General features: G+C 65.5%; 24 protein-coding genes. 10 read left to right on the top strand and 14 right to left on the bottom strand.

Going from position 1 to position 24,072, the window contains the following annotated elements; all coding sequences use genetic code 11:
* Nucleotides 1-67 precede the first annotated feature (67 nt).
* Nucleotides 68-445 carry a DUF423 domain-containing protein gene (locus tag AC6LKD_RS14690; RefSeq protein WP_207465043.1) on the top strand — a complete coding sequence of 126 codons (378 nt, stop codon included), beginning with the start codon at nucleotides 68-70 and terminating at the stop codon, nucleotides 443-445.
* 57 nt (nucleotides 446-502) lie between these two features.
* On the top strand, nucleotides 503-1,423 hold the full coding sequence (locus tag AC6LKD_RS14685) for a DMT family transporter (protein ID WP_498116618.1): 921 nt from the start codon (nucleotides 503-505) through the stop codon (nucleotides 1,421-1,423).
* A 7-nt stretch (nucleotides 1,424-1,430) separates the two neighbouring features.
* On the opposite strand, the gene AC6LKD_RS14680 is transcribed toward AC6LKD_RS14685, so the two are convergent.
* Nucleotides 1,431-2,069, bottom strand: coding sequence for a glutathione S-transferase family protein (locus AC6LKD_RS14680; RefSeq protein ID WP_498116617.1), 639 nt, complete (start codon nucleotides 2,067-2,069; stop codon nucleotides 1,431-1,433).
* A gap of 5 nt (nucleotides 2,070-2,074) precedes the next feature.
* The gene (locus AC6LKD_RS14675; RefSeq protein ID WP_498116616.1) at nucleotides 2,075-3,229 is read right to left on the bottom strand and encodes a PQQ-dependent sugar dehydrogenase; all 1,155 of its coding nucleotides are present in this window, start codon (nucleotides 3,227-3,229) and stop codon (nucleotides 2,075-2,077) included.
* Between the two features lie 80 nt (nucleotides 3,230-3,309).
* On the opposite strand from AC6LKD_RS14675, the gene AC6LKD_RS14670 reads away from it, so the two are divergent.
* Nucleotides 3,310-3,921, top strand: coding sequence for a glutathione S-transferase family protein (locus AC6LKD_RS14670; RefSeq protein ID WP_013393940.1), 612 nt, complete (start codon nucleotides 3,310-3,312; stop codon nucleotides 3,919-3,921).
* A 35-nt stretch (nucleotides 3,922-3,956) separates the two neighbouring features.
* On the opposite strand, the gene AC6LKD_RS14665 is transcribed toward AC6LKD_RS14670, so the two are convergent.
* Nucleotides 3,957-4,928: a LysR family transcriptional regulator gene (locus tag AC6LKD_RS14665; RefSeq protein WP_013393941.1), complete on the bottom strand. Its 972-nt coding sequence runs from the start codon at nucleotides 4,926-4,928 to the stop codon at nucleotides 3,957-3,959.
* Between the two features lie 133 nt (nucleotides 4,929-5,061).
* Here AC6LKD_RS14665 and AC6LKD_RS14660 point away from each other — a divergent pair, with 133 nt between their 5' ends.
* From AC6LKD_RS14660 to cuyB, 3 genes are read left to right on the top strand one after another with little or no spacing between them, the layout of a single operon-like run.
* Nucleotides 5,062-6,039 (top strand): Bug family tripartite tricarboxylate transporter substrate binding protein, encoded by a 978-nt coding sequence (locus AC6LKD_RS14660; RefSeq protein ID WP_498116615.1) that lies wholly within the window; start codon nucleotides 5,062-5,064, stop codon nucleotides 6,037-6,039.
* Between the two features lie 2 nt (nucleotides 6,040-6,041).
* Nucleotides 6,042-7,508: an N-acyl-D-amino-acid deacylase family protein gene (locus AC6LKD_RS14655; RefSeq protein ID WP_498116614.1), complete on the top strand. Its 1,467-nt coding sequence runs from the start codon at nucleotides 6,042-6,044 to the stop codon at nucleotides 7,506-7,508.
* A gap of 1 nt (nucleotide 7,509) precedes the next feature.
* Entirely contained in the window at nucleotides 7,510-8,244 is a 735-nt protein-coding gene (cuyB, locus tag AC6LKD_RS14650) for a cysteate racemase (RefSeq protein WP_498116613.1), read from the top strand.
* A gap of 82 nt (nucleotides 8,245-8,326) precedes the next feature.
* Here the strand turns inward: cuyB and AC6LKD_RS14645 are convergent, their stop codons facing one another.
* From AC6LKD_RS14645 to proC, 7 genes are all read right to left on the bottom strand, one after another.
* Nucleotides 8,327-9,028, bottom strand: a complete 702-nt coding sequence (locus AC6LKD_RS14645; protein ID WP_498116612.1) for an ABC transporter ATP-binding protein — start codon at nucleotides 9,026-9,028, stop codon at nucleotides 8,327-8,329.
* Nucleotides 9,028-9,795 carry a high-affinity branched-chain amino acid ABC transporter ATP-binding protein LivG gene (livG, locus tag AC6LKD_RS14640; protein ID WP_013393946.1) on the bottom strand — a complete coding sequence of 256 codons (768 nt, stop codon included), beginning with the start codon at nucleotides 9,793-9,795 and terminating at the stop codon, nucleotides 9,028-9,030. Before livG ends, AC6LKD_RS14645 begins: the two co-directional genes overlap by 1 nt.
* The gene (locus AC6LKD_RS14635; RefSeq protein ID WP_013393947.1) at nucleotides 9,792-11,027 is read right to left on the bottom strand and encodes a high-affinity branched-chain amino acid ABC transporter permease LivM; all 1,236 of its coding nucleotides are present in this window, start codon (nucleotides 11,025-11,027) and stop codon (nucleotides 9,792-9,794) included. The genes livG and AC6LKD_RS14635 overlap by 4 nt, the downstream gene beginning before the upstream one ends.
* Nucleotides 11,027-11,953, bottom strand: coding sequence for a high-affinity branched-chain amino acid ABC transporter permease LivH (livH, locus tag AC6LKD_RS14630; RefSeq protein WP_013393948.1), 927 nt, complete (start codon nucleotides 11,951-11,953; stop codon nucleotides 11,027-11,029). The genes AC6LKD_RS14635 and livH overlap by 1 nt, the downstream gene beginning before the upstream one ends.
* 190 nt (nucleotides 11,954-12,143) lie before the next feature.
* Nucleotides 12,144-13,259: a high-affinity branched-chain amino acid ABC transporter substrate-binding protein gene (locus AC6LKD_RS14625; protein WP_013393949.1), complete on the bottom strand. Its 1,116-nt coding sequence runs from the start codon at nucleotides 13,257-13,259 to the stop codon at nucleotides 12,144-12,146.
* Between the two features lie 433 nt (nucleotides 13,260-13,692).
* Complete coding sequence (locus AC6LKD_RS14620) at nucleotides 13,693-14,262, bottom strand: queuosine precursor transporter (protein ID WP_013393950.1); 570 nt, start codon at nucleotides 14,260-14,262, stop codon at nucleotides 13,693-13,695.
* Complete coding sequence (gene proC, locus AC6LKD_RS14615) at nucleotides 14,259-15,092, bottom strand: pyrroline-5-carboxylate reductase (protein ID WP_498116611.1); 834 nt, start codon at nucleotides 15,090-15,092, stop codon at nucleotides 14,259-14,261. The genes AC6LKD_RS14620 and proC overlap by 4 nt, the downstream gene beginning before the upstream one ends.
* A 193-nt stretch (nucleotides 15,093-15,285) precedes the next feature.
* On the opposite strand from proC, the gene ugpB reads away from it, so the two are divergent.
* The 4 genes from ugpB (at nucleotide 15,286) to AC6LKD_RS14595 (ending at nucleotide 19,690) form a co-directional block, all read left to right on the top strand.
* Nucleotides 15,286-16,599, top strand: coding sequence for a sn-glycerol-3-phosphate ABC transporter substrate-binding protein UgpB (gene ugpB, locus AC6LKD_RS14610; protein ID WP_013393952.1), 1,314 nt, complete (start codon nucleotides 15,286-15,288; stop codon nucleotides 16,597-16,599).
* A gap of 197 nt (nucleotides 16,600-16,796) precedes the next feature.
* Complete coding sequence (gene ugpA, locus AC6LKD_RS14605; protein WP_492275222.1) at nucleotides 16,797-17,678, top strand: sn-glycerol-3-phosphate ABC transporter permease UgpA; 882 nt, start codon at nucleotides 16,797-16,799, stop codon at nucleotides 17,676-17,678.
* Between the two features lie 21 nt (nucleotides 17,679-17,699).
* Nucleotides 17,700-18,551: a sn-glycerol-3-phosphate ABC transporter permease UgpE gene (gene ugpE / locus AC6LKD_RS14600; protein ID WP_013393954.1), complete on the top strand. Its 852-nt coding sequence runs from the start codon at nucleotides 17,700-17,702 to the stop codon at nucleotides 18,549-18,551.
* Between the two features lie 50 nt (nucleotides 18,552-18,601).
* The gene (locus tag AC6LKD_RS14595; protein WP_013393955.1) at nucleotides 18,602-19,690 is read left to right on the top strand and encodes a sn-glycerol-3-phosphate import ATP-binding protein UgpC; all 1,089 of its coding nucleotides are present in this window, start codon (nucleotides 18,602-18,604) and stop codon (nucleotides 19,688-19,690) included.
* A gap of 82 nt (nucleotides 19,691-19,772) precedes the next feature.
* Here AC6LKD_RS14595 and AC6LKD_RS14590 read toward each other — a convergent pair whose 3' ends face one another.
* From AC6LKD_RS14590 to AC6LKD_RS14575, 4 genes are all read right to left on the bottom strand, one after another.
* Nucleotides 19,773-20,660: a MipA/OmpV family protein gene (locus AC6LKD_RS14590; RefSeq protein WP_207465068.1), complete on the bottom strand. Its 888-nt coding sequence runs from the start codon at nucleotides 20,658-20,660 to the stop codon at nucleotides 19,773-19,775.
* Between the two features lie 59 nt (nucleotides 20,661-20,719).
* Entirely contained in the window at nucleotides 20,720-21,814 is a 1,095-nt protein-coding gene (locus AC6LKD_RS14585) for a serine hydrolase domain-containing protein (RefSeq protein ID WP_492275223.1), read from the bottom strand.
* Nucleotides 21,815-21,953: 139 nt separating this feature from the next.
* The gene (locus AC6LKD_RS14580) at nucleotides 21,954-23,246 is read right to left on the bottom strand and encodes an ATP-binding protein (RefSeq protein ID WP_498116610.1); all 1,293 of its coding nucleotides are present in this window, start codon (nucleotides 23,244-23,246) and stop codon (nucleotides 21,954-21,956) included.
* Complete coding sequence (locus tag AC6LKD_RS14575; RefSeq protein WP_013393959.1) at nucleotides 23,239-23,940, bottom strand: response regulator; 702 nt, start codon at nucleotides 23,938-23,940, stop codon at nucleotides 23,239-23,241. Before AC6LKD_RS14575 ends, AC6LKD_RS14580 begins: the two co-directional genes overlap by 8 nt.
* Between the last annotated feature and the right edge of the window lie 132 nt (nucleotides 23,941-24,072).

Raw genomic sequence — 24,072 nt, 5'->3', positions numbered from 1 at the left:
AGCCCTGGATTTGGGCATATCATAGGCGGCTGTAACACGATTAATCAGACACTAATAAGGACTGGCGATGACGGACCGGCAGCTGACGATACTCGCGGCGTTGAATCTCATGGTGGCGGTGGGCGCCGGGGCGTTTGGCGCCCATGGCCTCAAGCGCATGCTCACGCCGGAACTGCTGTCCGTCTGGCAGACCGGCGTGCTGTATCACCTGATCCATGCGCTGGGCCTGTTCGTGGTCGCGCTGCTGGGCGCCCGCTACGGCTCGCCCCTGCTATCCGCGGCGGGCGTGGTGATGTTCGTCGGCATTGTGCTGTTCAGCGGCAGCCTGTACGTGCTGTCCCTGACGGGCACGCACTGGCTGGGCGCGGTCACGCCTTTCGGCGGTGTTGCCTTCCTGGCGTCGTGGGGCATGGTCGCGCTGGCGGCCTATCGCGCCCAAGGCTGAATTCCCTCCTCTTTTCCTTTTCAGGCGGCCGGAACCGCCCACCCTCCCAGGCTGTAGATGTCCACTTCTTCCGTACTGCCCGCCCCCCAGACCCAATCCGCCGCAGCAGGCATTGCCTGTGTGGTGGGCGGCATTTTCTTTCTGACCCTGAGCGACGCCAATGCCAAATGGCTGGGCGCCCACTACAACCCGCTGCAGATCCTGTTCCTGCGGGCGCTCATCGCCTTGCCTTTCGTCATGGCGCTGGCGCTGTGGCTGGGTGGGCGCCGGGTCTTGCGCACCGCCCATCCCGGGCTGCACCTGACGCGCGGCGCCATCAACGTGGTGTCGGCCTATTGCTTCTATCTGGGACTGCGCACGCTGCCGCTGGCCGAGGCCACCGCCATCGCCTTCGCCGCGCCGCTGTTCGTGACGGCCCTATCGGTGCTGATCCTGAAGGAGCGCGTGGACGGCAAGCGCTGGCTGGCCGTGCTGGCCGGTTTTGCCGGCGTGCTGATCGTGGTGCGGCCTGGCGCCGCCACCTTCCAGGCCGCAACCCTGCTGCCGCTGATCACCGCCATGCTCTATGGGGTCATGATGATCACGGCCCGCGGCATCAACCGCAACGAAGGCATGCTGACGACCACGCTCTACATCGTGCTGGGCCAGCTGGTCTGTAGCGCGGTCGCCCTGCCCCTGGTCTGGGAGCCGCCCGCAATGGCTGACTTGCCGTACTTCGGCGCGGTCGCGCTGTTCAGCACCCTGGGCCTGGCGCTGATCACGCAGGGATTCCGCATCGGGCCCGCCTCGGTGGTCGCACCCTTCGATTACACCGGACTGATCTGGGCCACCGTCCTGGGCTGGGTCTTCTGGCACGAGACCCCGGACGCCTATGCCTATCTGGGTGCGCTCTTCATCGCCAGCAGCGGCGTCTACATCGCCGTGCGCGAAGCGCGGGCCAAGTCCAAGTCCCGCACCCGCAAGCCGGCCAAAGGCTGAAGACGCGTTATTCCGTGGGCGGCGGGAAGTGCCGCCGCAGCACCCGCGCCACGTTGGGTTCCAGCGCCGCCCCGCGCGCCACGGCCGTCAAGGCAGGACATTCGGATGCGAACCACGCCTGCCCCGGACGCCAGCGCGTCATCACGGTCACATACAGGTCCAGCGCCGAAAAACGCCGGCCCAGCATGTGCGGCGCGCCGGCCTGCCGCTCCAGTTCCAGCCAGATATCCGCCCGCCGCGAGTGCACCCGCTGCCTGAGCAACTCCGCGGCGGGCCCCTCCGTGGTCCACTGCGGCGGATCGTCGCCGTAGGTGAACGTGGGATAGATCGCCGCCACCACGCGGATCAGCAGATTGAGAAAAAGCGCCCGTTCTGCCTTGTCGGCCGCGGGCGCCAGCCCGGCTTGGGGCGCCACGTCATTCAGATGCAGGATCATGGCCGCGCTTTCGGTCATGACCGCGCCGTCCGGCAGGATCAGCGTCGGCACCTGCCCCAGCGGATTCAATTGCAGCAGCCGGTCACGCTCGGCGCAGGGCTTGAGGTACGGCAGGTCTGTCAGCGTATGCGGCACATTGGCCAGCACCAGCGCCATCTCGACGATGGCGGATCCGCAACCGGCGGACCCGATCAGCTCATACGGTTTCATGGCGTTCATCCTCCCTGTTCTGCCGGCGCCAGGCGCAGCAATTCGCCCGGCGAGGCGTCGGTCAACACGTACACATAGCCGTCCGGCCCTTGCCGCACGTCGCGTATCCGCTGCTTGCGGTCCGTCAGCAGCCACTCCTGGGCCACCACGCGGTCGCCGTCCAAGGTCAGGCGGATGAGATTCTGGTTGGCGAGCGCGCCGATGAATACGGAGTTGCGCCAGGCCGGAAACCGGTCCGCGTTGTAGAAAGCCATGCCGCTGATGGCCGGCGACTTCGGCCACCAGTACAGCGGCGCCTCCATGCCGGGCAGCTCGGCGCCCTTGGCTTCGGGTATGGGTTGGCCGGAATAGTTGATGCCGTGGGTGACCAGCGGCCAGCCGTAGTTCTTGCCGCGCTGGACCAGATTGATCTCATCCCCGCCGCGCGGTCCGTGTTCGTTTTCCCAGAGCTGGCCGGTCCAGGGGTTGAGCGCCATGCCCTGGGGATTGCGATGGCCGTAGGACCAGATCTCGGGCCGCGCACCGGCCTGGCCGACGAAGGGATTGTCGGTCGGCACCGAACCGTCGGCCTTCAGCCGCACCACCTTGCCTTGCAGCTTGTCCAGATCCTGCGCGGTGGGCCGCTGGTTGTTTTCGCCCAGCGAGATGTAGAGATAGCCGTTGCCGTCGAACACCAGCCGCGAGCCGTAATGCAGGCCGGAAGACAGCTTGGGTTGCTGGCGGAACAGCACACGGAAATCCTCCAGCGCCGAGCCGTCGGCGGACAGCCGGCCGCGGCCTACCGCGGTACCGCTCTTCGAGCCCTCGGCTTCGGCATAGGACAGGTAGACGTATCTGTCCTTGGCAAAATCCGGCGACAGCGCCACGTCCAGCAGGCCGCCCTGGCCCTGCGCCGCGACCTTGGGCACGCCGGCCAATGGCTTGGACAATCCGCCCGGAATGCGCAGCAGCCTGAGGCTGCCCGGACGCTCGGTAATGAGCACGCCGCCCTCGGGCAGAAAGGCCATGGCCCAGGGATGGTTGAGGCCGCCCACCACGGCCGTGACGCGGGCCGGGACGGATGCGGGTTCGGGACCGGGCTGCGCAGACACGACCAACGCGGCGCTCAGCGTGAACGACAGGAACAGCGCGCGCGTGATCGCGGCGGGGCGTGACGGCATGGGCATCTCCGGCAACGGGTGGCGTACCATATCGGCCAGGAACGGAGATCCCCGTCCTTGCTCTCAGGAGACCCCATCTGATGAAACTGTACTACATGCCCGGCGCGTGCTCGCTCGCATCCCACATCGTTCTGGAATGGATCGGCAAACCCTATGAAACGCACAAGCTGAGCCGCGACGAGCTCAAGGGCCCGGAGTTCCTGAAGGTCAACCCGCTGGGCGCCGTGCCGGCCCTGGCGCACGATGGCTGGACCGTGACGCAGAACGCCGCCATCCTCGAATACCTGGCTGAACATGCCCCGGAACTGAACCTGCTGGGCGACGGCACGCCGCGCTCGCGCGCCGAAGTGCGCCGCTGGCTGGGCTTCATCAACTCCGACATCCACAAGACCTTCTCGATGATCTTCGGCGCCCCGCGTTTCCTGGGCGACGAAGCCGCGCAGAAGGAACTGGCGGCTTCCGCTTCCGCGCTGCTGAGCAAGCTGTTCGCGCAGCTGGACGGCCAGCTCGCCGGCAAGTCCTACCTGACCGGCGACAAGCCCTCCATCGCCGACGCCTACCTGTACGTGGTGCTGCGCTGGGCGCACGGCAAGGAAGTGAACCTGGCGGGCCTGGACAACCTGGCCGCCTTCTTCAAGCGCATGGAAGCCGACAAGGGCGTGCAGGCCGCGCTCAAGGCCGAAGGCCTGTAAGGCTTTCCGAGGCTTGCGCCGACTGGCGCAAGCCCTCAGCGGGAAGCGTCTGACGCTTCTGCCAGATCGGGCGGCGCGCCCTCTTCCAGCGTCTTCTTCACCGCCGCCAGAAAGCGCCGCGCCAGCAAGGGCGGCGCGCTCAGATTCGAATGCGTGGCCCAGATGTCCACGCTGGCCTGCGGCGATATCGGCCGCAACACCATATGCGCGGCCTGGTCCGGCGTCACACACCAGGCGTCGACCAGCGCCGGCCCCAAGCCCTGCTGCACGAACGAACAGGCAGTCACGGGCGAATGCACCTCCACCGCCGCGGCGCAAGCCGGCCCCTCGCCGAAGAAAGGCTTGAGCGCCCGCGCCAGCGGCGTGTCGCGCGGATAGCCGATCCAGGCCGCCGTGGAGAAATCCTCCGGCTGTACGACTTCGCGCGCCGCCAGCGGATGGCCGGCAGGCAGCGCGCACAGGATCGGAACCTGCGCCAGGCGCACGGATCGCAGATTGGGATGATCGGGCGGTTGCATGGAAACGCCGATGTCCGCCTGGCCCGACAGGAAATACGCCGCCAGTTCATCGAAGGTCACGCTGCGGTAATCGACCCGCGCGTCGGCGTTGCGGCCGCGGAAACGGTCCAGCGCCATCGGTATCAGGCGCTGGCCGAAACTGGCGCTGGCGACGATTTTCAGCATGCCCGCGCCCGATTGGCCAAGGCTGGCCGCCAGATCGTTCACGCGTTGGATGCCGCCATAGACCTGCTCGACTTCCGCGTACAGCCGGCGCGCCTCGGCCGTGGGCGACAGCCGGCTCTTCACGCGCTCGAACAGCTTGTAGCCCAGCCGGCTCTCGGTCAGCGCCAGCACGCGGCTTACCGCGGGCTGCGACACATGCAGCATGCGCCCCGCGCCGCTGATCGATCCGGCCATCATGATGGCCCGGAACACCTCGATCTGGCGCAGGTTCAAAGGCCGACCGGCAGTGGGTCCGACCTCGTCCGCGTAGGCATGCTCATCCATTTTTTCCCCTGGCAAATCAGCCCCAAACCGATAACGCCCGATTATAGGTTTTCGACATTTTTCGATGAGGGCGAGCGCCGTCCCGGGGTGTAACCTGCCCGCCTCAACACTAGAAAACCAGGGGAAATCCACCATGCACAGCAAAGTCATCCGCGGCCTTTCCGCGCTGGCGCTCGGCGCCGTCCTGACCGCCACTGCCACCGCCGGCGCCTATCCCGACAAGCCCATCACCTTCGTGGTGCCGTCCGCCGCGGGCGGCTCGCCCGACGTGCTGTCGCGCCTGATCACGACCCAGCTGGCGCGCGACACCGGCGCCACCGTGGTGGTCGAAAACCGCCCCGGCGCCGCCGGCAATATCGGCATCGCCCTGGTCAAGCGCGCCGCGCCCGACGGCTACACGGTCGGCTACGGCAACATCAACACGCTGGCCGTGAACCGCTCACTGTTCAAGCGCCTGCCGTATGACGTGGACGCGGACCTGACTCCCGTGGCGCATCTGTTCGACCTGTACAACGCGCTGATCGTACCGGCCGACTCCCCGGTCAAGAGTGTGCAGGACTTGATCGACCGCGCCCGCAAGGAACCCGGCCGCCTGTCCTACGGCGCCTCGGGCGTGGGCACCACCGGCCACATGGGCGGCGAACTGTTCAAGAGCATGGCCAAGATCAACGTCATGTTCATCCCTTACAACGGCGGCCCCGCCGCCATCCAGGACTTGCTGGGCGGACGCCTCGACTACCTGTTCGTCAACACCTCGGAAGCGACCCCGCTGGTCAAGAGCGGCAAGGTCCGCGCCATCGGCGTAAGCAGCCTGAAGCGCCTCGCGCTGATGCCCGACGTGCCCACCCTGGACGAAGCCGGCCTGAAGGGCTATGAGACCGTCGCCTGGGGCGGCGTGGTCGCGCCCAAGGGCACGCCGCCGGAAGTGGTCGCCACCCTGAACGTCGCCATCCAGAAGGCGCTGCAGGCGCCTGACGTACGCACCGGCCTGGCCACGCTGGGCGCCGAACCGGCCAGCGGCTCGCCCGCCGACTTCAAGCAGCTGATCGACCGCGAAACTGCCAAGTGGCAACAGATCATCGACGGCGCCGGCATCGAGAAACTCGATTGAACATGAGCACGCGCATGCTGCAAGCAGACTTCATCGTGGCAGGCGCCACGCTCATCGACGGCAGCGGCGGACCCGCCCGCCAGGGCGACCTGGCGGTGCTGGACGGACGCATCGCGGCGCTGGGCGAGTTCGCCCATCCCGCCGGCGTCCCCGTCATCGACGCCAGCGGCATGACGCTGGCGCCGGGCTTCATCGATTCCCACACCCACGACGACGGCTACCTGCTGGCGCACCCGGACATGCTGCCCAAGGTCTCGCAGGGCATCACCACCGTGGTCACCGGCAATTGCGGCATCAGCCTGGCGCCGCTGACCGGCGCCGCGATCCCGCAACCACTGGATCTGCTGGGCCCGCCCGAGCTGTTCCGTTTCGGCACCTTCCGCGCGTGGATGGACGCGCTGCGCGCCACGCCCGCCGCCGTCAACGTCGCGCCCCTGGTCGGCCACACTACGCTGCGCGTGGCCGTCATGGCGGACACCTCGCGCGCCGCCGATGCTGGGGAGCGCGCCGCCATGCGCGAATTGCTGCAAGAAGCGCTGGACGCGGGCGCCTTCGGCGTTTCCACCGGCACCTTCTACCCGCCGGCCAGCGCCGCGCCCACCGACGAAATCATCGACGTCTGCGCGCCGCTGCGCGGCCGTCCCGGCGTGTACGCCACCCATCTGCGCGACGAGGCGGACCACATCGTCCCGGCCATGGAAGAAGCGCTGCTGATCGGCCGCGAACTCGATTGCCGCGTGGTGTTCTCGCACCACAAGCTGGCCGGCGAACGCAACCACGGCCGCAGCCGCGAAACCCTGGACCTGATCAGCCACGCCGCCGCCACCCAGGCTGTGTGCCTGGACTGCCATCCCTACCCCGCCACCTCCACGATGCTGCGGCTGGACCGGGCGCGGCTGGCCAGCCGCACCATGATCACCTGGTCCAAGGGCTACCCCGAGGCCACCGGCCGCGACTTCAGCGACGTCATGGCTGAACTGGGCCTGGACGACGAAGCCGCCATCGCCCGCCTGGCGCCCGCCGGCGCCATCTACTTCCTGATGGACCCGGCCGACGTCGGCCGCATCTTCTCGCATCCGCTGACCATGGTGGGTTCCGACGGCCTGCCGTTCGACCCGCATCCGCATCCGCGCCAATGGGGCACTTTCACCCACGTGCTGCGCGCCATGGTGCGCGAACAAGGCCTGCTGACGCTGGAGACCGCCATCCACAAGATGACCGGCCTCGCCGCGGACCAATACGGCATCGCAGAGCGCGGGCTGCTGCGGGAGGGGTATCATGCTGACCTGGTGCTGTTCGATCCCGCCACCGTGACAGATGTGGCCACTTTTTCAGCTCCCATTCAGGCAAGCCAAGGCATCCAGGCAGTTTGGGTCAACGGCAAGCAGGTCTGGGACGGGGAACGAACCGGCGCCGAACGCCCGGGCCAGGTTCTGACGCCCGGGACGGCATTAGCTCGGAGTGAATAACGTGAACAACTATTCCCAGGGTTGTTACCTGGGTGTATTGGGCGGCATGGGCCCCATGGCCGGCGCGGCCTTTGCCCTGCGCCTGGCGGCACTTACGCCCGCCGCGATCGACCAGCAGCACATTCCCACACTGCTGCGCAACGACCCCCGCATCCCCGACCGCTCCAGCGCCTACATGGCCGGCGGCGAGAATCCCCTGCCCTACATGCAGGAAGGCGTGCGCTTCCTGCAGGACGCCGGCGCGCGGCTCATCGCGATTCCCTGCAACACGGCCCACCTCTGGTACGACCAGATCGCCGCGTCCACCGGCGTGCCGGTGCTGCACATCATCCAGGCCGTCATCGACGACCTGCGCCGCCTGGGCCTGCCCGCCGGCCGCATCGGCCTGATGGGCACCGCCGCCACCTTGAAGCTGGGCCTCTACCAGCAGCATCTGGAAGCGCAAGGCTACCAATGCATCGTGCCGGACGACGATGAAGTCGAGCGCTACTGCATGGGTTCGATCCGCGCGGTCAAGGCCAATCGCCTGGAAGACGCCTACGCCCCGGCCGCCGAATGCATCGCCCGCCTCAAGGCGCGCGGCGCGGATGCCGTGGTGCTGGGCTGCACCGAACTGCCGCTGGCGGTGCCGCACGCGCTGCGCCCCAGCCTCGGCGTAACGCTGACGGATTCGATCGACGCGCTGGCTCGGGCGGCGATCGCGCACTACCAGGCCGAGGAACTGGCGGCCGCTTGAGCCGCCGCAGCCCGTCCGCGGGGAAACGAAAAAAAAGCGCATCTTGCGATGCGCCCGAATTTCCCTTCGCGGGGAATTGCCATCAACCGCCCAGATACGCCTTGCGCACCTGGTCGTTGACCAGCAGGTTGGCGCCGGTGTCCTGCAGCACCACGCGCCCGTTTTCCAGCACGTAGCCGCGGTCGGCCACGCCCAACGCCTTGTTGGCGTTCTGTTCGACCAGGAACACCGTCACGCCCTGTTCGCGGATCTCGCGGATGATGTCGAAGATCTGGGCGATCACCAGCGGGGCCAGGCCCAGCGTCGGTTCGTCCAGCAGCAACAGGCGCGGCCGCGTCATCAGCGCGCGGCCGATGGCCAGCATCTGCTGTTCACCGCCCGACATCAGGCCGGCGCGCTGGCTGGCGCGCTCTTTCAGGCGCGGGAACAGTCCGTACACGTGGTCGATGCCTGCCTGGATCTCCTCGCGCTTGGCGAAGAAGCCGCCCATCATCAGGTTCTCGGCCACGGTCAGGTCCTTGAAGACCCGCCGCCCTTCCGGCGAAATGGCGATGCCACTGCGCATGATGTGGTGCGTGTCCTTGTGGGTGATGTCCTCGCCCTCGAACGTGATCGTGCCTTCCTTGGCGCGGGGGTTGCCGCAGACCGTCATCAACAGCGTGGTCTTGCCCGCGCCGTTGGCGCCGATCAGCGTAACGATCTCGCCCTTGTTGACTTCTACCGACACCCCGTTCAGCGCCTGGATGGCGCCGTAGTAGGTATGAATGTTGTCCAGCTTAAGCATTATTCCTCCCCCAGGTACGCTTTGATGACGCGCTCGTCGTTGCGCACCTGCTCGGGGGTGCCGGTAGTGATGGGCTTGCCGTGCTCCATGACCAGGATGCGGTCCGAGATGCCCATGATCAGGCTCATGTCGTGCTCGATCAGCAGCACCGCGACGCCGAACTCGCGCCGCAGCTGGTCGATCAGCGACTGCAGATCGCGTTTTTCCTGAGGATTCAGGCCCGCCGCCGGTTCGTCCAGCATCAGGAGTCGCGGCTTGGTGATCATGCAGCGCGCGATCTCCAGGCGGCGCTGGTGGCCGTAGGCCAGGTTGCCCGCCTCGCGGTTGGCGAACTCGCGCAAGCCCATGAAATCCAGCCATTGCGCCGCGCGCGCCAGCGCATCGGTCTCGGACTGGCGATAGGACTTGAGCTTGAGCAGGCCCGGCAAGAGCCGAGATTCCACCTGGGTATGCTGCGCCACCAGCAGGTTTTCCAGCACGGTCAGCTGCTTGAACAGGCGCACGTTCTGGAACGTGCGCACCAGCCCGTGGCGCGCGACCTTATGGCTGGGCAGGCCGGTGATGGCCTTGCCGTCCATGGTGATGTCGCCCGCCGTCGGCGCATAGAAGCCGCCCACGCAGTTGAACACGGTGGTCTTGCCGGCCCCGTTGGGGCCGATGATGGCGAACACCTCGTCGGATTTGACTTCGAACGCCACGCTGTCGACGGCCAGCAGGCCGCCGAACCGCATGGTGAGTCCGGAAACTTTCAGCAATGCCTCGCTCATTTAGCCAACTCCACATGGGGACGCTTCATGGGCAACAACCCCTGCGGACGCCACATCATCATCAATACCATCACCAGGCCGAACATCAGCATGCGGTACTCGGCGAATTCGCGCGCGACTTCCGGCAACACCGTCAGCAGCACGGCCGCCAGGATCACGCCCACCTGCGAGCCCATGCCGCCCAGCACCACGATGGCCAGGATCAACGCAGATTCGATGAAGGTGAAGGACTCCGGGTTCACCATGCCCTGGCGCGCTGCGAAGAACGCGCCGCCAAAACCGGCGAACATGGCGCCCAGCGTGAACGCGGACAGCTTGATGCGCGTGGGGTTCAAGCCCAGCGAACGGCAAGCGATCTCGTCTTCGCGCAGCGCTTCCCATGCGCGCCCGACCGGCATGCGGATCAGCCGGGTCGACACGAACAGCGTGGCCAGCGCCAGCAGCAGCGCCATCAGGTACAGATAGACCACCATGTGCTGGTTCTGGAAGGTCCAGCCCATGAATTCATGGAACGTGGTGCCGCCTTCGGTGCTGGCGCGGCGCGTCATTTCCATGCCGAACACCGTCGGCTTGGGAATGCCCGAAATGCCATCCGGGCCGCCCGTCAACGTATTCAGGTTGATCAGCAACAGGCGGATCATTTCACCGAAGCCCAGCGTCACGATCGCCAGGTAGTCGCCGCGCAGCCGCAATACCGGAAAGCCCAGGATGAAGCCGAACAGCGCCGACATGGCGCCCGCAAACGGCAGCGCTTCCCAGAAGCTCCAGCCGCCCCAGTGGTACAGCAAGGCGTAGGTATAGGCGCCGACCGCGTAGAAGCCCACGAAGCCCAGGTCCAGCAGGCCAGCGAAACCCACCACGATGTTCAGGCCCAGGCCCAGCATCACGTAGATCAGCACCAGCGTGGCGATGTCCACCGAGCTGCGCCCGGCGAAGAACGGCCAGATCACCGCGATCGCCAACAGCAGCAGCGCAAGCGGCTTGTGGGTACTGGCCGGCGCGGCCGGCAACGTGGGCATGCTGGTCTTCAGCTTCTGGAACGGCTTGGCGATCCAGGGGCGCAGCAGTTGGAAGAAGAACACCACCGCGGCGGCAATCGCCACCAGCGACCAGTTCGACTCCATCGTGGTGCGCGCGCCCTGGCGGATCAGCTGCAGGCCGAAGACGGGGGTAACGATGACGGCCGTCAACACGGCCGCCATCGTGGCGTTTTTCAGATTGTTGTTCGACATCAGACTTTTTCCACCTCAGGTTTGCCCAACAGCCCGGTGGGACGGAACAGCAGGATCAGGATCAGCAGCGAGAACGCCACGATGTCCTTGTACTGCGAGGAGATGTAGGCGGCCGCGAAGGTCTCGGCCAGCCCCAGCAGCACGCCGCCCAGCATGGCGCCGGGGATGCTGCCGATGCCGCCCAGCACTGCCGCGGTAAAGGCCTTGATGCCGGCCAGGAAGCCGATGAAGGGGTTGAGCTTGCCGATGGTGATGGCGATCAGCACGCCGCCCACCGCCGCCAGGATCGCGCCCATCACGAAGGTGAACGAGATCACGCGGTTGGTGTCGATGCCCAGCAGGTTCGCCATGTGCATGTCCTGCGAGCAGGCGCGCGAGGCGCGGCCCATGCGGGAATACTTGATGAACAGCGTCAGCCCGATCATCAGCAGCACCGTGACCACGATGATCATGATGCGCGAATACGGCACCGTCACGTCGAAGTCGGATCCCATGTGGAACTGCACGGCGCCCGACACCAGCGATGGCACCGCCATGTCGCGCGCGCCCTGGCCCAGGGCCACCCAGTTCTGCAGGAAGATCGACATGCCGATGGCGGAAATCAGCGCCACCAGACGGGGGCTGCCGCGCACGGGCCGGTAAGCGACGCGTTCGACGCTGAACCCGTAGATGCCGGTAACGACGATGGCCACAACCAGCATGGCCGCGATGATGAACGGTATCGGCAAACCACTATTGGTGCCGATGGCCGTCAAGGTGACCAGGCCGACATAGGCGCCGATCATATAGATTTCGCCGTGAGCGAAGTTGATCATACCGATGATGCCGTAGACCATTGTGTAGCCGATGGCAATCAACGCATAGATCGCGCCCAGAGACAATCCGTTGAAGAATTGCTGGGTAAGTTGGGGTATGAGGTCAGACATTATTTCTCTTGCTCCAAATGGTTCCGGCCCCGGTGGTAAGACCCGGAGCCGGAAACCTGGGCGTATTTTATAAGGGCCTGACATCTGCGCCTGCCGGCCGCACAGCGCTTTTGGCGCATCGCTACGCGGATTACGGCAGAACGAGGACGACAGGCCCTACACGCCGGCGACGTGCCGGCGGATCGCGAGTTTACAGCTGGGTCTTCTTGCCGTCCTTATCCCATTTATAGACGGCGAATTCGAAGTTCTTCAGATCGCCCTTGGCGTCGTACTCGACCTTGCCGATGCCGGTGTTGAAGGTGGTCTTGTGCATGTAGTCGGCCACCTTGGCGGGGTCTTCGCCCACCGCGTTGATGCTGTCGGCCAGGATTTGCACAGCGGCGTACGCCGGCATCTGGAACGCGCCGTCCGGATCGCGCTTGGCGTCCTTGAAGGCCTTCACGATGCTTTCGTTGCCGGGCAGCTTGGTGAAGTCGGCGGGCAGCGTGACCAGCAGGCCGTCGATGGCCGGACCGGCGATCGCCACCAGATCCTGGTTGGCGGTGCCTTCCGGACCCATGAACTGGACCTTCAGGCCCTGTTCACGCGACTGGCGCAGCAACAGGCCCAGTTCCGGGTGGTAGCCGCCGAAGTACACCAGGTCCACGCCAGCCGACTTGAGCTTGGTGATGATGGCCGAGTAATCGCTGTCGCCGACGTTGATGCCTTCGAACATGGCGACGTTCACGCCTTCCTTGGCCAGGGAATCCTTGACCTGGGTGGCCACGCCCGAACCGTAGGTCTGCTTGTCGTGCAGCACGGCGACCTTCTTGGGCTTCAAGGTCTTGGCGATGTAGCTGGCGGCGTACGGGCCTTGCTGGTCGTCGCGGCCGATGGTGCGGAAGAAGAAGTGCGGCTTGATCGTGTCGGTGACCAGCGGCGAGGTCGCGCCCGGGGTGATGCCGACGATGCCCTCTTCCTCGTAGACCTTCACGGCAGCCACGGTCACGCCCGAGCAGGCATGGGCCACGGCGAACTTGGCGCCGGAGTTGACCACGCGGTTGGCGGCCGGCACGGCCTGCTTGGGTTCGCAGCCGTCGTCGATGAGGATGGGTTCGAGCTTCTTGCCCTTGACGCCGCCCTTGGCGTTGATGGTCTCGATCGCGGTCAATGCGCCGGCCTGGATCTGGTCGCCGTATTGCGTATTGGGGCCGGTCATGGGCTGGGGAATGCCGATCTTGATCGTGTCGGCGGCGTGCGCGGCGCCAGCCAAGGCAAGTGCCCCAAGCGCCATGGCTACCGGGGTAAGGCGATTCAGAAACTTCATGCGGAGTTCTCCAGCGAGGTTTTGAGCGGCTCTGTCCGACGCGGTTTATCGGTTGGGTAATCCGTTAATCCTCGTCGCCCGTCGCCGGCTTCTTGGGCAAAAACACGGTGTGGGCGGTATTCTGGAAGCAAGCCGCCATACTGTCACTGCGTGTAATCCCCAATATTTTGGTCGGCGCCTTTAATCGTGACGGATAGCGGCGGCAAGCCCATGAAATCGCTGGAGAATCGGCGACCGAGCCTTATTTAATATCTGGCGCGGGGCAAGAATTTGTGCTTGAGGATATATATTCGCGCAGATTAATACGCCGTTTAAAGACGCATTTAAATACAGTGCTTACGCGAGCCTTACGAATAATAATTAACGCGCGTAGTAATTCACTGCATTGAAGCGCGTAAGCGGGCCAAAATGCCTGCCCGCCCCAGCCTCTTACTTAAGCATTGGCCGGCTTGGCCAGATTCCACATCAGCGCGCGGAACGGCGCCAGCATGCTGATATTGACCGCCAGCTTGATGGCCAGGTCGCCCATCATCCAGGTCATCCACGGCGCGCCGGTGGCGGCAAAGGCGACACTGAAGAACACGGCGGTATCCAGGATGGCGCCCAGCACGCCCGATACCAGCGGCGCGCGCCACCAGCGCTGGTCGCGCAAGCGGTCGAACACCTGGATGTCGACCAACTGGGCGCAGATATAGGCCAGCCCCGAGGCCAGCGCGATGCGCGGCGACGCCACCCATACCGACACCACCAAGGCGGCGGCGAAGCCGAACCAGACCACCCGGCGCGCGGCCGCCGGACCGAAGCGGCGGTTCAGCACGTCGGTCACCAGGAAAGCCACCGGATAGGACAGCCCGCCCCAGGTCAGCCAATCATTCAGCGGCACCTGGACCAGGATGTTCGAGCCGACCACCACCACCAGCATGCACAGCACGGCGATGGCGAACTGCGGCCGGCTCATGAGAGCGTAGCGCCGCGCAGCAGCGCTGCCGTCCGTGGCCGTCATTTCCCGAATTCCTCCGCCAGCTCGCGCGAGCGTTGCGCGGCAGCGGCCATGGCCTCTTCGACGATGCCGGCAAAGCCCGCCGCGCCGAAGGCATTGAGCGCCGCAGCCGTAGTGCCGCCCTTGGAAGTGACGCGTTCGCGCAGCGTGGCAAGCGGCTCGGAGGATTCGGCCGCCAGGCGCGTGGCGCCGGCCAGCGTGCCCAGCGCCAGCTGCTTGGCCTGCTCGGCCGTCAGGCCGACCTTCTGGCCGCCCGCGACCAGCGCTTCCAGGAACAGGAAGACATAGGCCGGGCCGCTGCCGGACAGGGCCGTCACGCCGTCGAGCGCGGCGTCATCCGCGACCCAGACGACTTCGCCCACGCTGGACAACAGCTGCGCCGCCAGATCGCGGTCGGCCGCGTCCACTCCGTCCAGCGCCGCCAGGCCGGTGATGCCCGCGCCCACCAGGGCCGGCGTATTCGGCATGCAGCGCACCAGGCGCTTGAACGGCGCTTCGGGCGTGCCCAGCCAGCCGGCCAGCGTGTCGGCGCGGATGCCGGCCGCCACGCTTACCACCAAAGTGTCTTCGCGCAGCCATTGACGCGTGGAAGCCACAACGTCTTTCATGTTCTGTGGCTTGACTGCGAACACCCACACGCGGCATGCCGCCAGGGCCTCGCCGGCGGCCGTCGCGGTAGTCATGCCGCGGGCCTGCCAGGCGGCGTGCGCATCCTGGTTTATGTCAATGACATGGATGTTGCCAGCGGCGCATACTTTGCCGGCCAGGCCGGAGGCCAGGGCGGCAGCCATATTGCCGCCACCGATGAACGCAATCGAAAGTTCGTTTTTCATAGGAGACGATTGTAAACGGGAGTTCTCGTTGGGAAAAAAAAGAAAAATGTTCGTTCGCGCCTGAAACGCGCAATTTGACAGGCGTTTAGAGTGATGTGAAAGTCACGGTTTTGTCACAAACAATTCATAAGGTGTCGTGTTTTCCGCGTCCGGACAACCCGGCCGCGTCACGCCCAACTGGAGGAACCTCTCTATGCGATCCCACCGTATTGCACTAACCTTTGCCGCCATCATGACGGCTTTCGCAGGCGCCTCCGCGCATGCCGCCACCGAGATCCAATTCTGGCACTCGATGGAAGGCGCCCTGGGCGACCGCGTGAACGGCCTGGTCGACGAATTCAACAAAAAGAACCCCGACTACCAAGTCAAGGCAGTCTACAAGGGCAACTACGGTGAATCCATGAACGCAGGCATCGCCGCGTTCCGCGCCGGCAACGCTCCCGACATCCTCCAGGTGTTCGAAGTCGGCACCGCCACCATGATGTACGCCAAGGGCGCCATCAAGCCGGTGCAGCAGATGTCCGAGGAAGTCGGTAACCCGATCGACCCCAAGGAATTCATTGGCGCCGTGGCCGGCTACTACTCGTCGGCCGACGGCAAGCTGGTGTCGATGCCCTTCAACAGCTCGACCGTGGTGTTCTACTACAACAAGGACGCCTTCAAGAAGGCCGGCCTGGACGCCGACAAGCCGCCCAAGACCTGGGAAGAACTGGCCGCCGCCGGCCAGAAGCTGAAGGCAGCCGGCCAGGAATGCGGCTACACCACATCCTGGCCGTCGTGGGTCCAGCTGGAAACGTTCTCGGCCTGGCATAACGTGCCCTACGCCACCAAGGACAATGGTTTCGGCGGCCTGGATGCGCGCATCGCCATCAATACCCCGCTGCACGTGCGCCACCTGGACAACCTGGCCAAGCTGGGCAAGGAAGGCATCTTCATGTACGGCGGCCGCGGCGACGAGCCGAACTCGCTGTTCATCAGCGGCAAGTGCGCCATGATCACCGGTTCGTCCGGCCTGCGCGCCAACATCGCCAAGAACGCCAAGTTCGAATTCGGCACCTCGACCCTGCCCTACTACGCCGACGTGCAAGGCGCGCCGCAGAACACCATCATCGGCGGCGCTTCGCTGTGGGTCTTCGCCAACAAGAAGCCGGAAACCTACAAGGGCGTGACCGCGTTCTTCAAGTTCCTGGCCAGCCCGGAAATCGCCGCCCGCTGGCACCAGCAGACCGGCTACGTGCCTGTCACCAAGGCCGCCTACGAGCTGACCAAGAAGGACGGCTTCTACGACAAGAACCCGGGCACCGAAGTCGGCGTCAAGCAGCTGAACGTCGAAACCACCGCGCAATCGCGCGGCCTGCGCCTGGGCTTCCTGCCGCAGATCCGTGAAATCGAAGACGCTGAAATCGAGCGCATCGTCTCCGGCAAGGTCAGCGCCAAGGACGGCGCCGAAAGCATCGTCAAGCGCGGCAACGAACTGCTGGAAAAGTTCGAGAAGAGTGTAAAGTAACGCCCTTCTGAAATACCGACCAAGTCCTGTCAATCGGTATTTTCCATGCCGTAACAAGGACTTGGGCGCTTCGGCAGCACGCAGTACAAGGCTTAAGGCCCGGCATTTTCAGGGCTTTAAGCCTCTCGTATTTTACGAAGGCGGTTTCAGGCGGCGGTTACTCCAACCGCCGCTTTTCTGTACCTTGGGTTCCCCCTATGGAAAAACGCGTTGTATTCGGGCACAAGACCTTGCCCTATCTGCTGCTCCTGCCGCAGATCATCATTACCGTGGTCTTCTTCTTCCTGCCTGCCGGCCAGGCCATGTGGCAATCGCTGCGGCTGGAAGATGCTTTCGGACTGTCCTCCGAGTTCGTCGGACTGGACAACTTCATGGAACTGTTCTCGCAACAGGCCTACCTGGATTCCTTCCGCGTCACCGCCGTGTTCTCGATCCTGGTGGCGGTTGTCGGGCTGAGCGTGTCCTTGCTGCTGGCCGTCATGGCAGATCGCGTCATCCGCGGCGCCGGCCTCTACAAGACCCTGCTGATCTGGCCATACGCCGTGGCGCCCGCCGTCGTTGGCGTGCTGTGGCTGTTCCTGTTTTCGCCTTCGGTCGGCATCCTGGCCGTGGCGCTGAACCACTCCGGCGTCAACTGGAACCCGCGTCTGAACGGCAACCAGGCCATGACCCTGGTGCTGATCGCCGCCGTGTGGAAGCAGGTTTCGTACAACTTCCTGTTCTTCCTGGCCGGCCTGCAATCGATTCCGCGCTCGCTCATCGAAGCCGCCGCGATCGACGGCGCCAGCCCGTCGCGCCGCTTCTGGAGCATCGTGTTCCCGCTGCTCTCGCCCACCACGTTCTTCCTGCTGGTGGTCAACATCATCTATGCCTTCTTTGACACCTTCGCCGTGGTGGACACGACCACGCAGGGCGGTCCGGGCACGTCGACCTCGATCCTGGTCTACAAGGTGTACAGCGACGGCTTCCGCGGCCTGGACCTCGGTTCGTCCGCGGCCCAGTCGGTGGTGCTGATGTTCATTGTGATTGCCTTGACGGTCGTGCAGTTCCGCTACGTCGACCGCAAAGTGCAGTATTGATTTTGTCCGAGGCTATAAACAATGGTTGAACGCCGTCCCTGGCTGGATATTCTGGCCCACGTCATTCTGCTCTGCGGCGTGGCGATGGTGGCATTTCCGCTCTACGTCACTTTCGTCGCGTCCACCCAGACCGCGCAAGAAGTGGCTTCCGCGCCGATGTCCCTCATCCCCGGCAAGCATTTCGTCGACAACTACATGCAGGCGCTGTTCGGCGGCTCGTCCGGCGGTTCCTCGGGCGCGCCCGTGGGCCGCATGATGTACGTCAGCCTGATCATGGCGCTGGCGATTTCCATCGGCAAGATCGCCATCTCGTTGCTGTCGGCCTTCGCAGTGGTGTACTTCCGCTTCCCCGGCCGCATGTTCTTCTTCTGGATGATCTTCGTCACCCTGATGCTGCCGGTTGAAGTCCGCATCGCGCCCACCTACAAGGTCGTGGCCGATCTCGGCCTGCTCAACAGCTATGCCGGCCTGACCCTGCCGCTGATCGCCTCGGCGACCGCCACCTTCCTGTTCCGCCAGTTTTTCCTGACGGTGCCGGACGAGCTGATCGAGGCCGCGCGCATCGACGGCGCGGGCCCGGTGCGATTCTTCCGCGACGTGCTGCTGCCCCTGTCCAAGACCAGCATCGCCGCGCTGTTCGTGATCCAGTTCATCTACGGCTGGAACCAGTACCTGTGGCCGCTGCTGGTGACTACGCAGGAAGACATGTACCCCGTCGTCATCGGCATCAAGCGGATGATCAGCGGCGGCGACAGCGTGACCGAATGGAACATCACCATGGCCACCGCCATGCTCGCGATGATCCCGCCGGCGCTGGTCGTCATCCTGATGCAGAAATGGTTCGTCAAGGGTCTGGTCGACACTGAAAAGTGACGCTTACCCACGCTCGCCCACCCGAACACGACTCCGAACACGAATAACTCATGGCTACTCTCAGCTTTCGCAACGTCAAGAAAACCTACGCCGGCAACGTGCCGGTCATCCATGGCATCGACATGGACGTCAAGGACGGTGAATTCATCGTCATCGTCGGCCCGTCGGGCTGCGGCAAGTCCACGCTGATGCGCATGGTCGCCGGCCTGGAAACCGTCACCAGCGGCGACATCGTCATCGACGACAAGGTCGTCAACAACCTGGAACCCGCCGAGCGCGACATCGCGATGGTGTTCCAGAACTACGCGCTCTACCCGCACATGACCGTGTTCGAGAACATGGCCTACGGCTTGAAGATCCGCAAGTTCTCCAAGGACGAGATCAAGAAGCGCGTGGACGTGGCCGCGCAGATCCTGGAACTGAGCCACCTGCTGGACCGCCGCCCGCGCGCGCTGTCCGGCGGCCAGCGCCAGCGCGTGGCCATGGGCCGCGCCATCGTGCGCGAACCCAAGGTGTTCCTGTTCGACGAACCGCTGTCGAACCTGGACGCCAAGCTGCGCGTGGCGATGCGCCTGGAAATCATGAAGCTGCACCGCCGCCTGGGCACCACCAGCCTGTACGTGACCCACGACCAGGTCGAGGCCATGACCTTGGCCCACCGCATGATCGTCATGTACCAGGGCGTGCCCGAGCAGATCGGCACGCCGATGGAAGTGTTCGAAAAGCCCGCATCCACCTTCGTCGCCGGCTTCATCGGCTCGCCGCCGATGAACCTGATGGAAGTAAACGTGGCCGGCGACGGCACGGTGCAGACGCTGGACGGCACCGCGCTGGAAATCTCTCCACTGCAAGTGCCCTCGCAGGTGCGCGGCCGCAAGGTCATCATGGGCATGCGCCCCGAGCACATGCTGCTGAACACCCAGGGCGTGCCGGCCGAAGTCGAGATGGTCGAAACGCTGGGCTCCGAGCAACTGGTCCACAGCCGCTGCGGCAAGTCCATGCTGGTCGTGCGCTGCACTACGCGCCAGTTGTCCGAGTCGTCGGCCAAGGTAGGCGACCGCGTCAACCTGGGCCCGGACGGCCGCCATCCGCTGCACTGGTTCGAAGCCGACACCGGCCGCCGCGTGCAAGGCCTGTAAACACATTCACAGGCGGAACCGGCGGCGCTGCCCGTCCGGATCCGCCCCGCCCGTTTCCAGTCGGAAACGGGTTCTCCCCCGATCAGTACGAGTACGTCATCATGGTGCCTATGGTGTACTGCGCGCGGTCCTTCACGATGGGGCTGTCCGCGGCGTCGCCAAACAGGCGCCGCGCTTCCGCCGCCGTGGTCCAAGACCAGGACTTGCTCAGCGGCACCGTCCAGGTCGCGCCCAGGCCCACGCTCTCTAGGCCGCCCTTGGGCGTGTACTTGCGATAGCCGGACTTCGCCGACTGGTTGCCGCTCACGCCGTACCAGGTGCGCATGTAATTGCCGTCGCCGAAGGTGCCGGACAGCGCCAGCGAAATCGCTCCCGCGCTGCCCTCGTACACCGTGGTGCTGGCACCCAGATTGAACATGGTGTAGGCGCTGCCCACATCGCGGTTGTCGCCCTTCTTGAACGCGTGCGCCACCGTCGCCGACAGGGTCACCGGGCCCAGCGTCGTTTCAGCGTCCATGCCGATCTGCGCGCGGCTTTCGATGTCGCCCATGCCGCGCAGCTTGTCCGACCCCTGGAACCCTTTCTTGTGGTCCTTGCGCGAGGCGCTGGGCGCAAGATAGAAGCGGAAGGTGCTGTCCAGCGCCTGCGTTTCCCAGCCCAGGCCATGGTCGGTGCCGAGGAAGAAGCCGCCCGGGCTGCGCACGCCCAGGCCGATGATGGGCACGGCGGAATATTCGTCGCTGCCGCTATAGCGCGGCGCGTAACCGGCGCCCAGCGTGCCGTAGAACAGCCATTCTTCGGCCGGCCCCTCTCCGGTCGCTACCGTCAACCCGCGCGAACTGGCCCCGCGCTGGCCGTAGACGGAACTGGTCGCAGCGTCATCGGCCAGGGATAGTCCCGGAACTAATGCCAGCAGGCACGCGGCGCCGGCGCCGCGCGTAAACAGGGAAGAACGGATTTTTCGCTTCATAACAGCTTCCAAGAAACGAGGTTGAGGGGGTAAAACCGTAGAGCCGAGGACGGCCCGATCTATTGAGTGACAGCGCCCTGCTTGGCCTGGCGCATCAGCGCCATTGCCATCGTCGACACCGCGGCGACCAGCGGTTCGCTGGTGTCGGAATTGCTCATGACGAGCACGGCAAGCTTGTCGCGCGGCGCCAGCACAAAGCGCGAATGAAAGGCTTCGGTGGCGCCGCTGTGCTGGCGCAAAGGCGCGCCGGCGATGTCCTCGCCACAGGGCGCCGCCAGCCACGACAGCGCCAGGCGGCATTCCAGCGCCAGGCCGCCCTCCACCGTTTCCATGTCGAGCACGGCGCGGGCCGACTCGGCATTCAGCACTCGGCGGCCCTGGTAGAGGCCGTCGGCGAAAAGCATGCTGGAGAAGCGCGCCATCTCGGAGGTGCTGAGCCACAGGCCGTCCGCGGCCTCATTCGGCTGCGGCGCCTCGGTCCAGGGCGCGCCGCGGCGGTAGCCCGAGGCGCGCAGATCGAGCATGCGGGAGCTGGGATGAAAGCCGGCTCGCGGCATGTTCAAGGGCTGCATGATCGTGCGGCGCACATAGGCGTCGAAGGGCTCGCTGGCCACGTGCGCGACCATGTCCCCCAGCAAGGCGTAAGCCATGTCGGCACGCGCGCGTCCCATGGTGTCTTCCAGCGATCCCGGGTGCACGGCCAGCAGGTTGCGGGCGGTGAAGGGATGCGTGCCCAGCCATTGCATGGCGCCACGGCGCGGCTGGATGTCCCAATCGGGCAGCGCCTGCGAGGCCGGCTGGTCCAGCGCCAGGCGTCCGTCATCGGCGGCGCGCAGCACGCCCGCCGCGGTGACGATCTTGGTAATGCTTCCTACGCGGTACAGCGTGTCGCTGGTGGCGCTGCGGTGGCGCAGCGGATCCGCGTAGCCGAAGCCGGTGCTCCACACCACGCGCTGGTCGTCGACGATGGCGATCGACAGGCCCGGCACGCCGGACGCATCCATGTCATAGGGGATGCGCTGGGCCAGATAGCCGACGACCGCCTGGTAGTCGCCCTGCGCGATCGGCGGCGGCGTGTCGGGAGGCACGCCCTGGCAACCGCCCGCGGCGACCAGCAACATACCTACGGCAACCAGGCGGCTGAGGGAAAACATGGCTAGCGGCAAGACCTCTGTAGAGAACTGCCGTCATGCTAGCCACGCGCGTATTCGCGATCTTTCCCGCTTTGTATGGAGTTTGTGAAGATTGCGGCGGCGGTTTGTGAAGTTTGTTTACGTGTGCCGCGCCGCGCCGTCAGGCGGTCTTCCAGTTGATCACGAACCGCGCGCCGCCCAGGGGGCTGTCGCTGGCCTGCACCGTGCCGTTGTGCCAGCGTGCCACCCGACTGACGATGGCCAGGCCCAGCCCCACCCCGCCCGTGCCGCGGTCGCGGCTTTCGTCCAGGCGGATGAAAGGCTCGAAAACTCGCTCGCGGTCCGCCGGCGGGATGCCTGGGCCGTCGTCGTCCACGATCAGCACGTACTCGCGCGCGCCAGGACTGATCAGGCTGACCTGGACCTGCCGGCCGGCATGCCGGATGGCGTTCTGCAGCAGGTTGAGCAAGGCGCGCGTCATGTAGCGCTGGTGCAGGTGTACCTCGGGTACCTGGCACAGCGCCACCTCGCAACGCACGCCCGAGACCCCGGCCTCGAATGCGGCATGCTGCACCACCGAATCCAGCCAGCCGCGCGCATCCTGCGCCTGCAGCGCCACGCCGTCGCCCTTGTGCTCCAGGCGGGCGTACATCAGCAACTCGGAAGCCATGGCATCCAGTTCGGCCACGTCGCTCTTCATTTCCTCGACCAGCCGCTTGCGGGCGGCCGGGTCCTCCTCCCGGTCCATCATGTCCAGCTCGAACGACAGGCGCGCAATCGGCGTGCGCAGTTCGTGCGACACGGCGTTGGTCAGGTCGCGCTGGTTGCCTACCAGGGCGCTGATGCGGTCGGACATCTGGTTGAAGGTATCGCCCAGGTTGCGGATGCTGGAATGGCGCGAGAGGCGCGCGCGCGCCTGCAGATCGCCCTGCCCCATGCGCAGGGCTGCGGTCTTCAGGGCCTCCAGGTCGCGCCAGATGGGCAAGGCCCACACCAGCATGAAGGCGCACAGCAGCAGGCCCAGGGCGGAATACACCGCCGCCATCAGCCAGGGGCCGATGGACGGTTCGGGCGGCAGTTTGACCTCGAGCCATTGCTTGCCCGGGCCCGGAATCGCCGCCACGAAGGTCTGCTGCTTGTCGCGCACGAAGAAGCTGCCGGACTCCACCATGGCGCGCTCGTCTTCGGTAGCCCCGTAGCTGTCGGCGTCGACCACCTTTAGCGCCAGGCCGTAATGCGGCGCCAGCGCGTCGCGCACGTGCGCCTCGCGCTCGGCGGGCGGCACGCCGCCCAGTTCCTGCACCAGGCTGTGGATCTGGCCCCGCACCGCTTCGCGCGTGTAAGCATCGCTGACGGGTTCGAAGAAGTAATTGGCCGACCGGTCCACCACTTCGTTGGAAATGACGAAGCCTATCGCCAACACCACGAACAGCCGCAGGACAAACTTAAGCATCACCGCCCTCGTGTGCCTTGGGCGAGAACAGATAGCCCTTGCCCCACACGGTCTTGATGCGCGCGGGGTCGCGCGGATCGTCGTCCAGCTTGCGCCGCAGCTTGCTGACGCAGACATCGACGCTGCGGTCCAGCCCGTTGAATTCGATGCCGCGCACCGCATTGAGCAGGTCGTCGCGGGTCAGCACCTGGCCGGCCTGGCTGGCCAGCGCCCACAGCATTTCGAACTCCATCGTGGTCAGGTCCACTTCAGAGCCGGCATGGACCACGGCGCGCGTGCGCCGGTCTATGACCAGGGGACCGAACTCCAGGCGCTCCGGCGGCTCGTCCAGCTGGCTGTGCCGCCGCAGCAGCGCCCGGATCCGCGCCAGCAGCACGCGGGGTTCCACGGGCTTGATGACGTAGTCGTCCGCGCCCGATTCCAGGCCCAGGATCTGGTCCAGGTCGTCTTCGCGGGCAGTCAGCATCAGGATGGGCGCCGACGAGAACGCGCGCAGGTCGCGGCAGACCTGCAGGCCGTCACGGCCGGGCAGCATCAGGTCCAGGATGGTGATGGCCGGGTCATGCCTGCGGAAAGCCTCCACCGCGTGATCGCCGCGGTAGGCCTGGGCCACATTGAACCCGTGCTGCTCCAGGAACTGCGCGATCAGGCGCGACAGTTTCGGATCGTCTTCGACTAACAAGGCCTTGGTCATGGTGTCCAGACAGAAAAAAGTGAGGTCGATGGCGCCGCATTCTACGCAATCGCGGCGGACGGGCGTTCGACCGGGAAGCCTACCGCCGGTTCCGCCGCCCGACGGAAGAACAAAAAAGCCGGGCCGGAAGAC

The organism is Achromobacter sp. D7-1, assembly GCF_059760445.1.
Note: the sequence above shows the minus strand (reverse complement) of the source record. Positions and strands in the feature narration are given on the sequence as shown.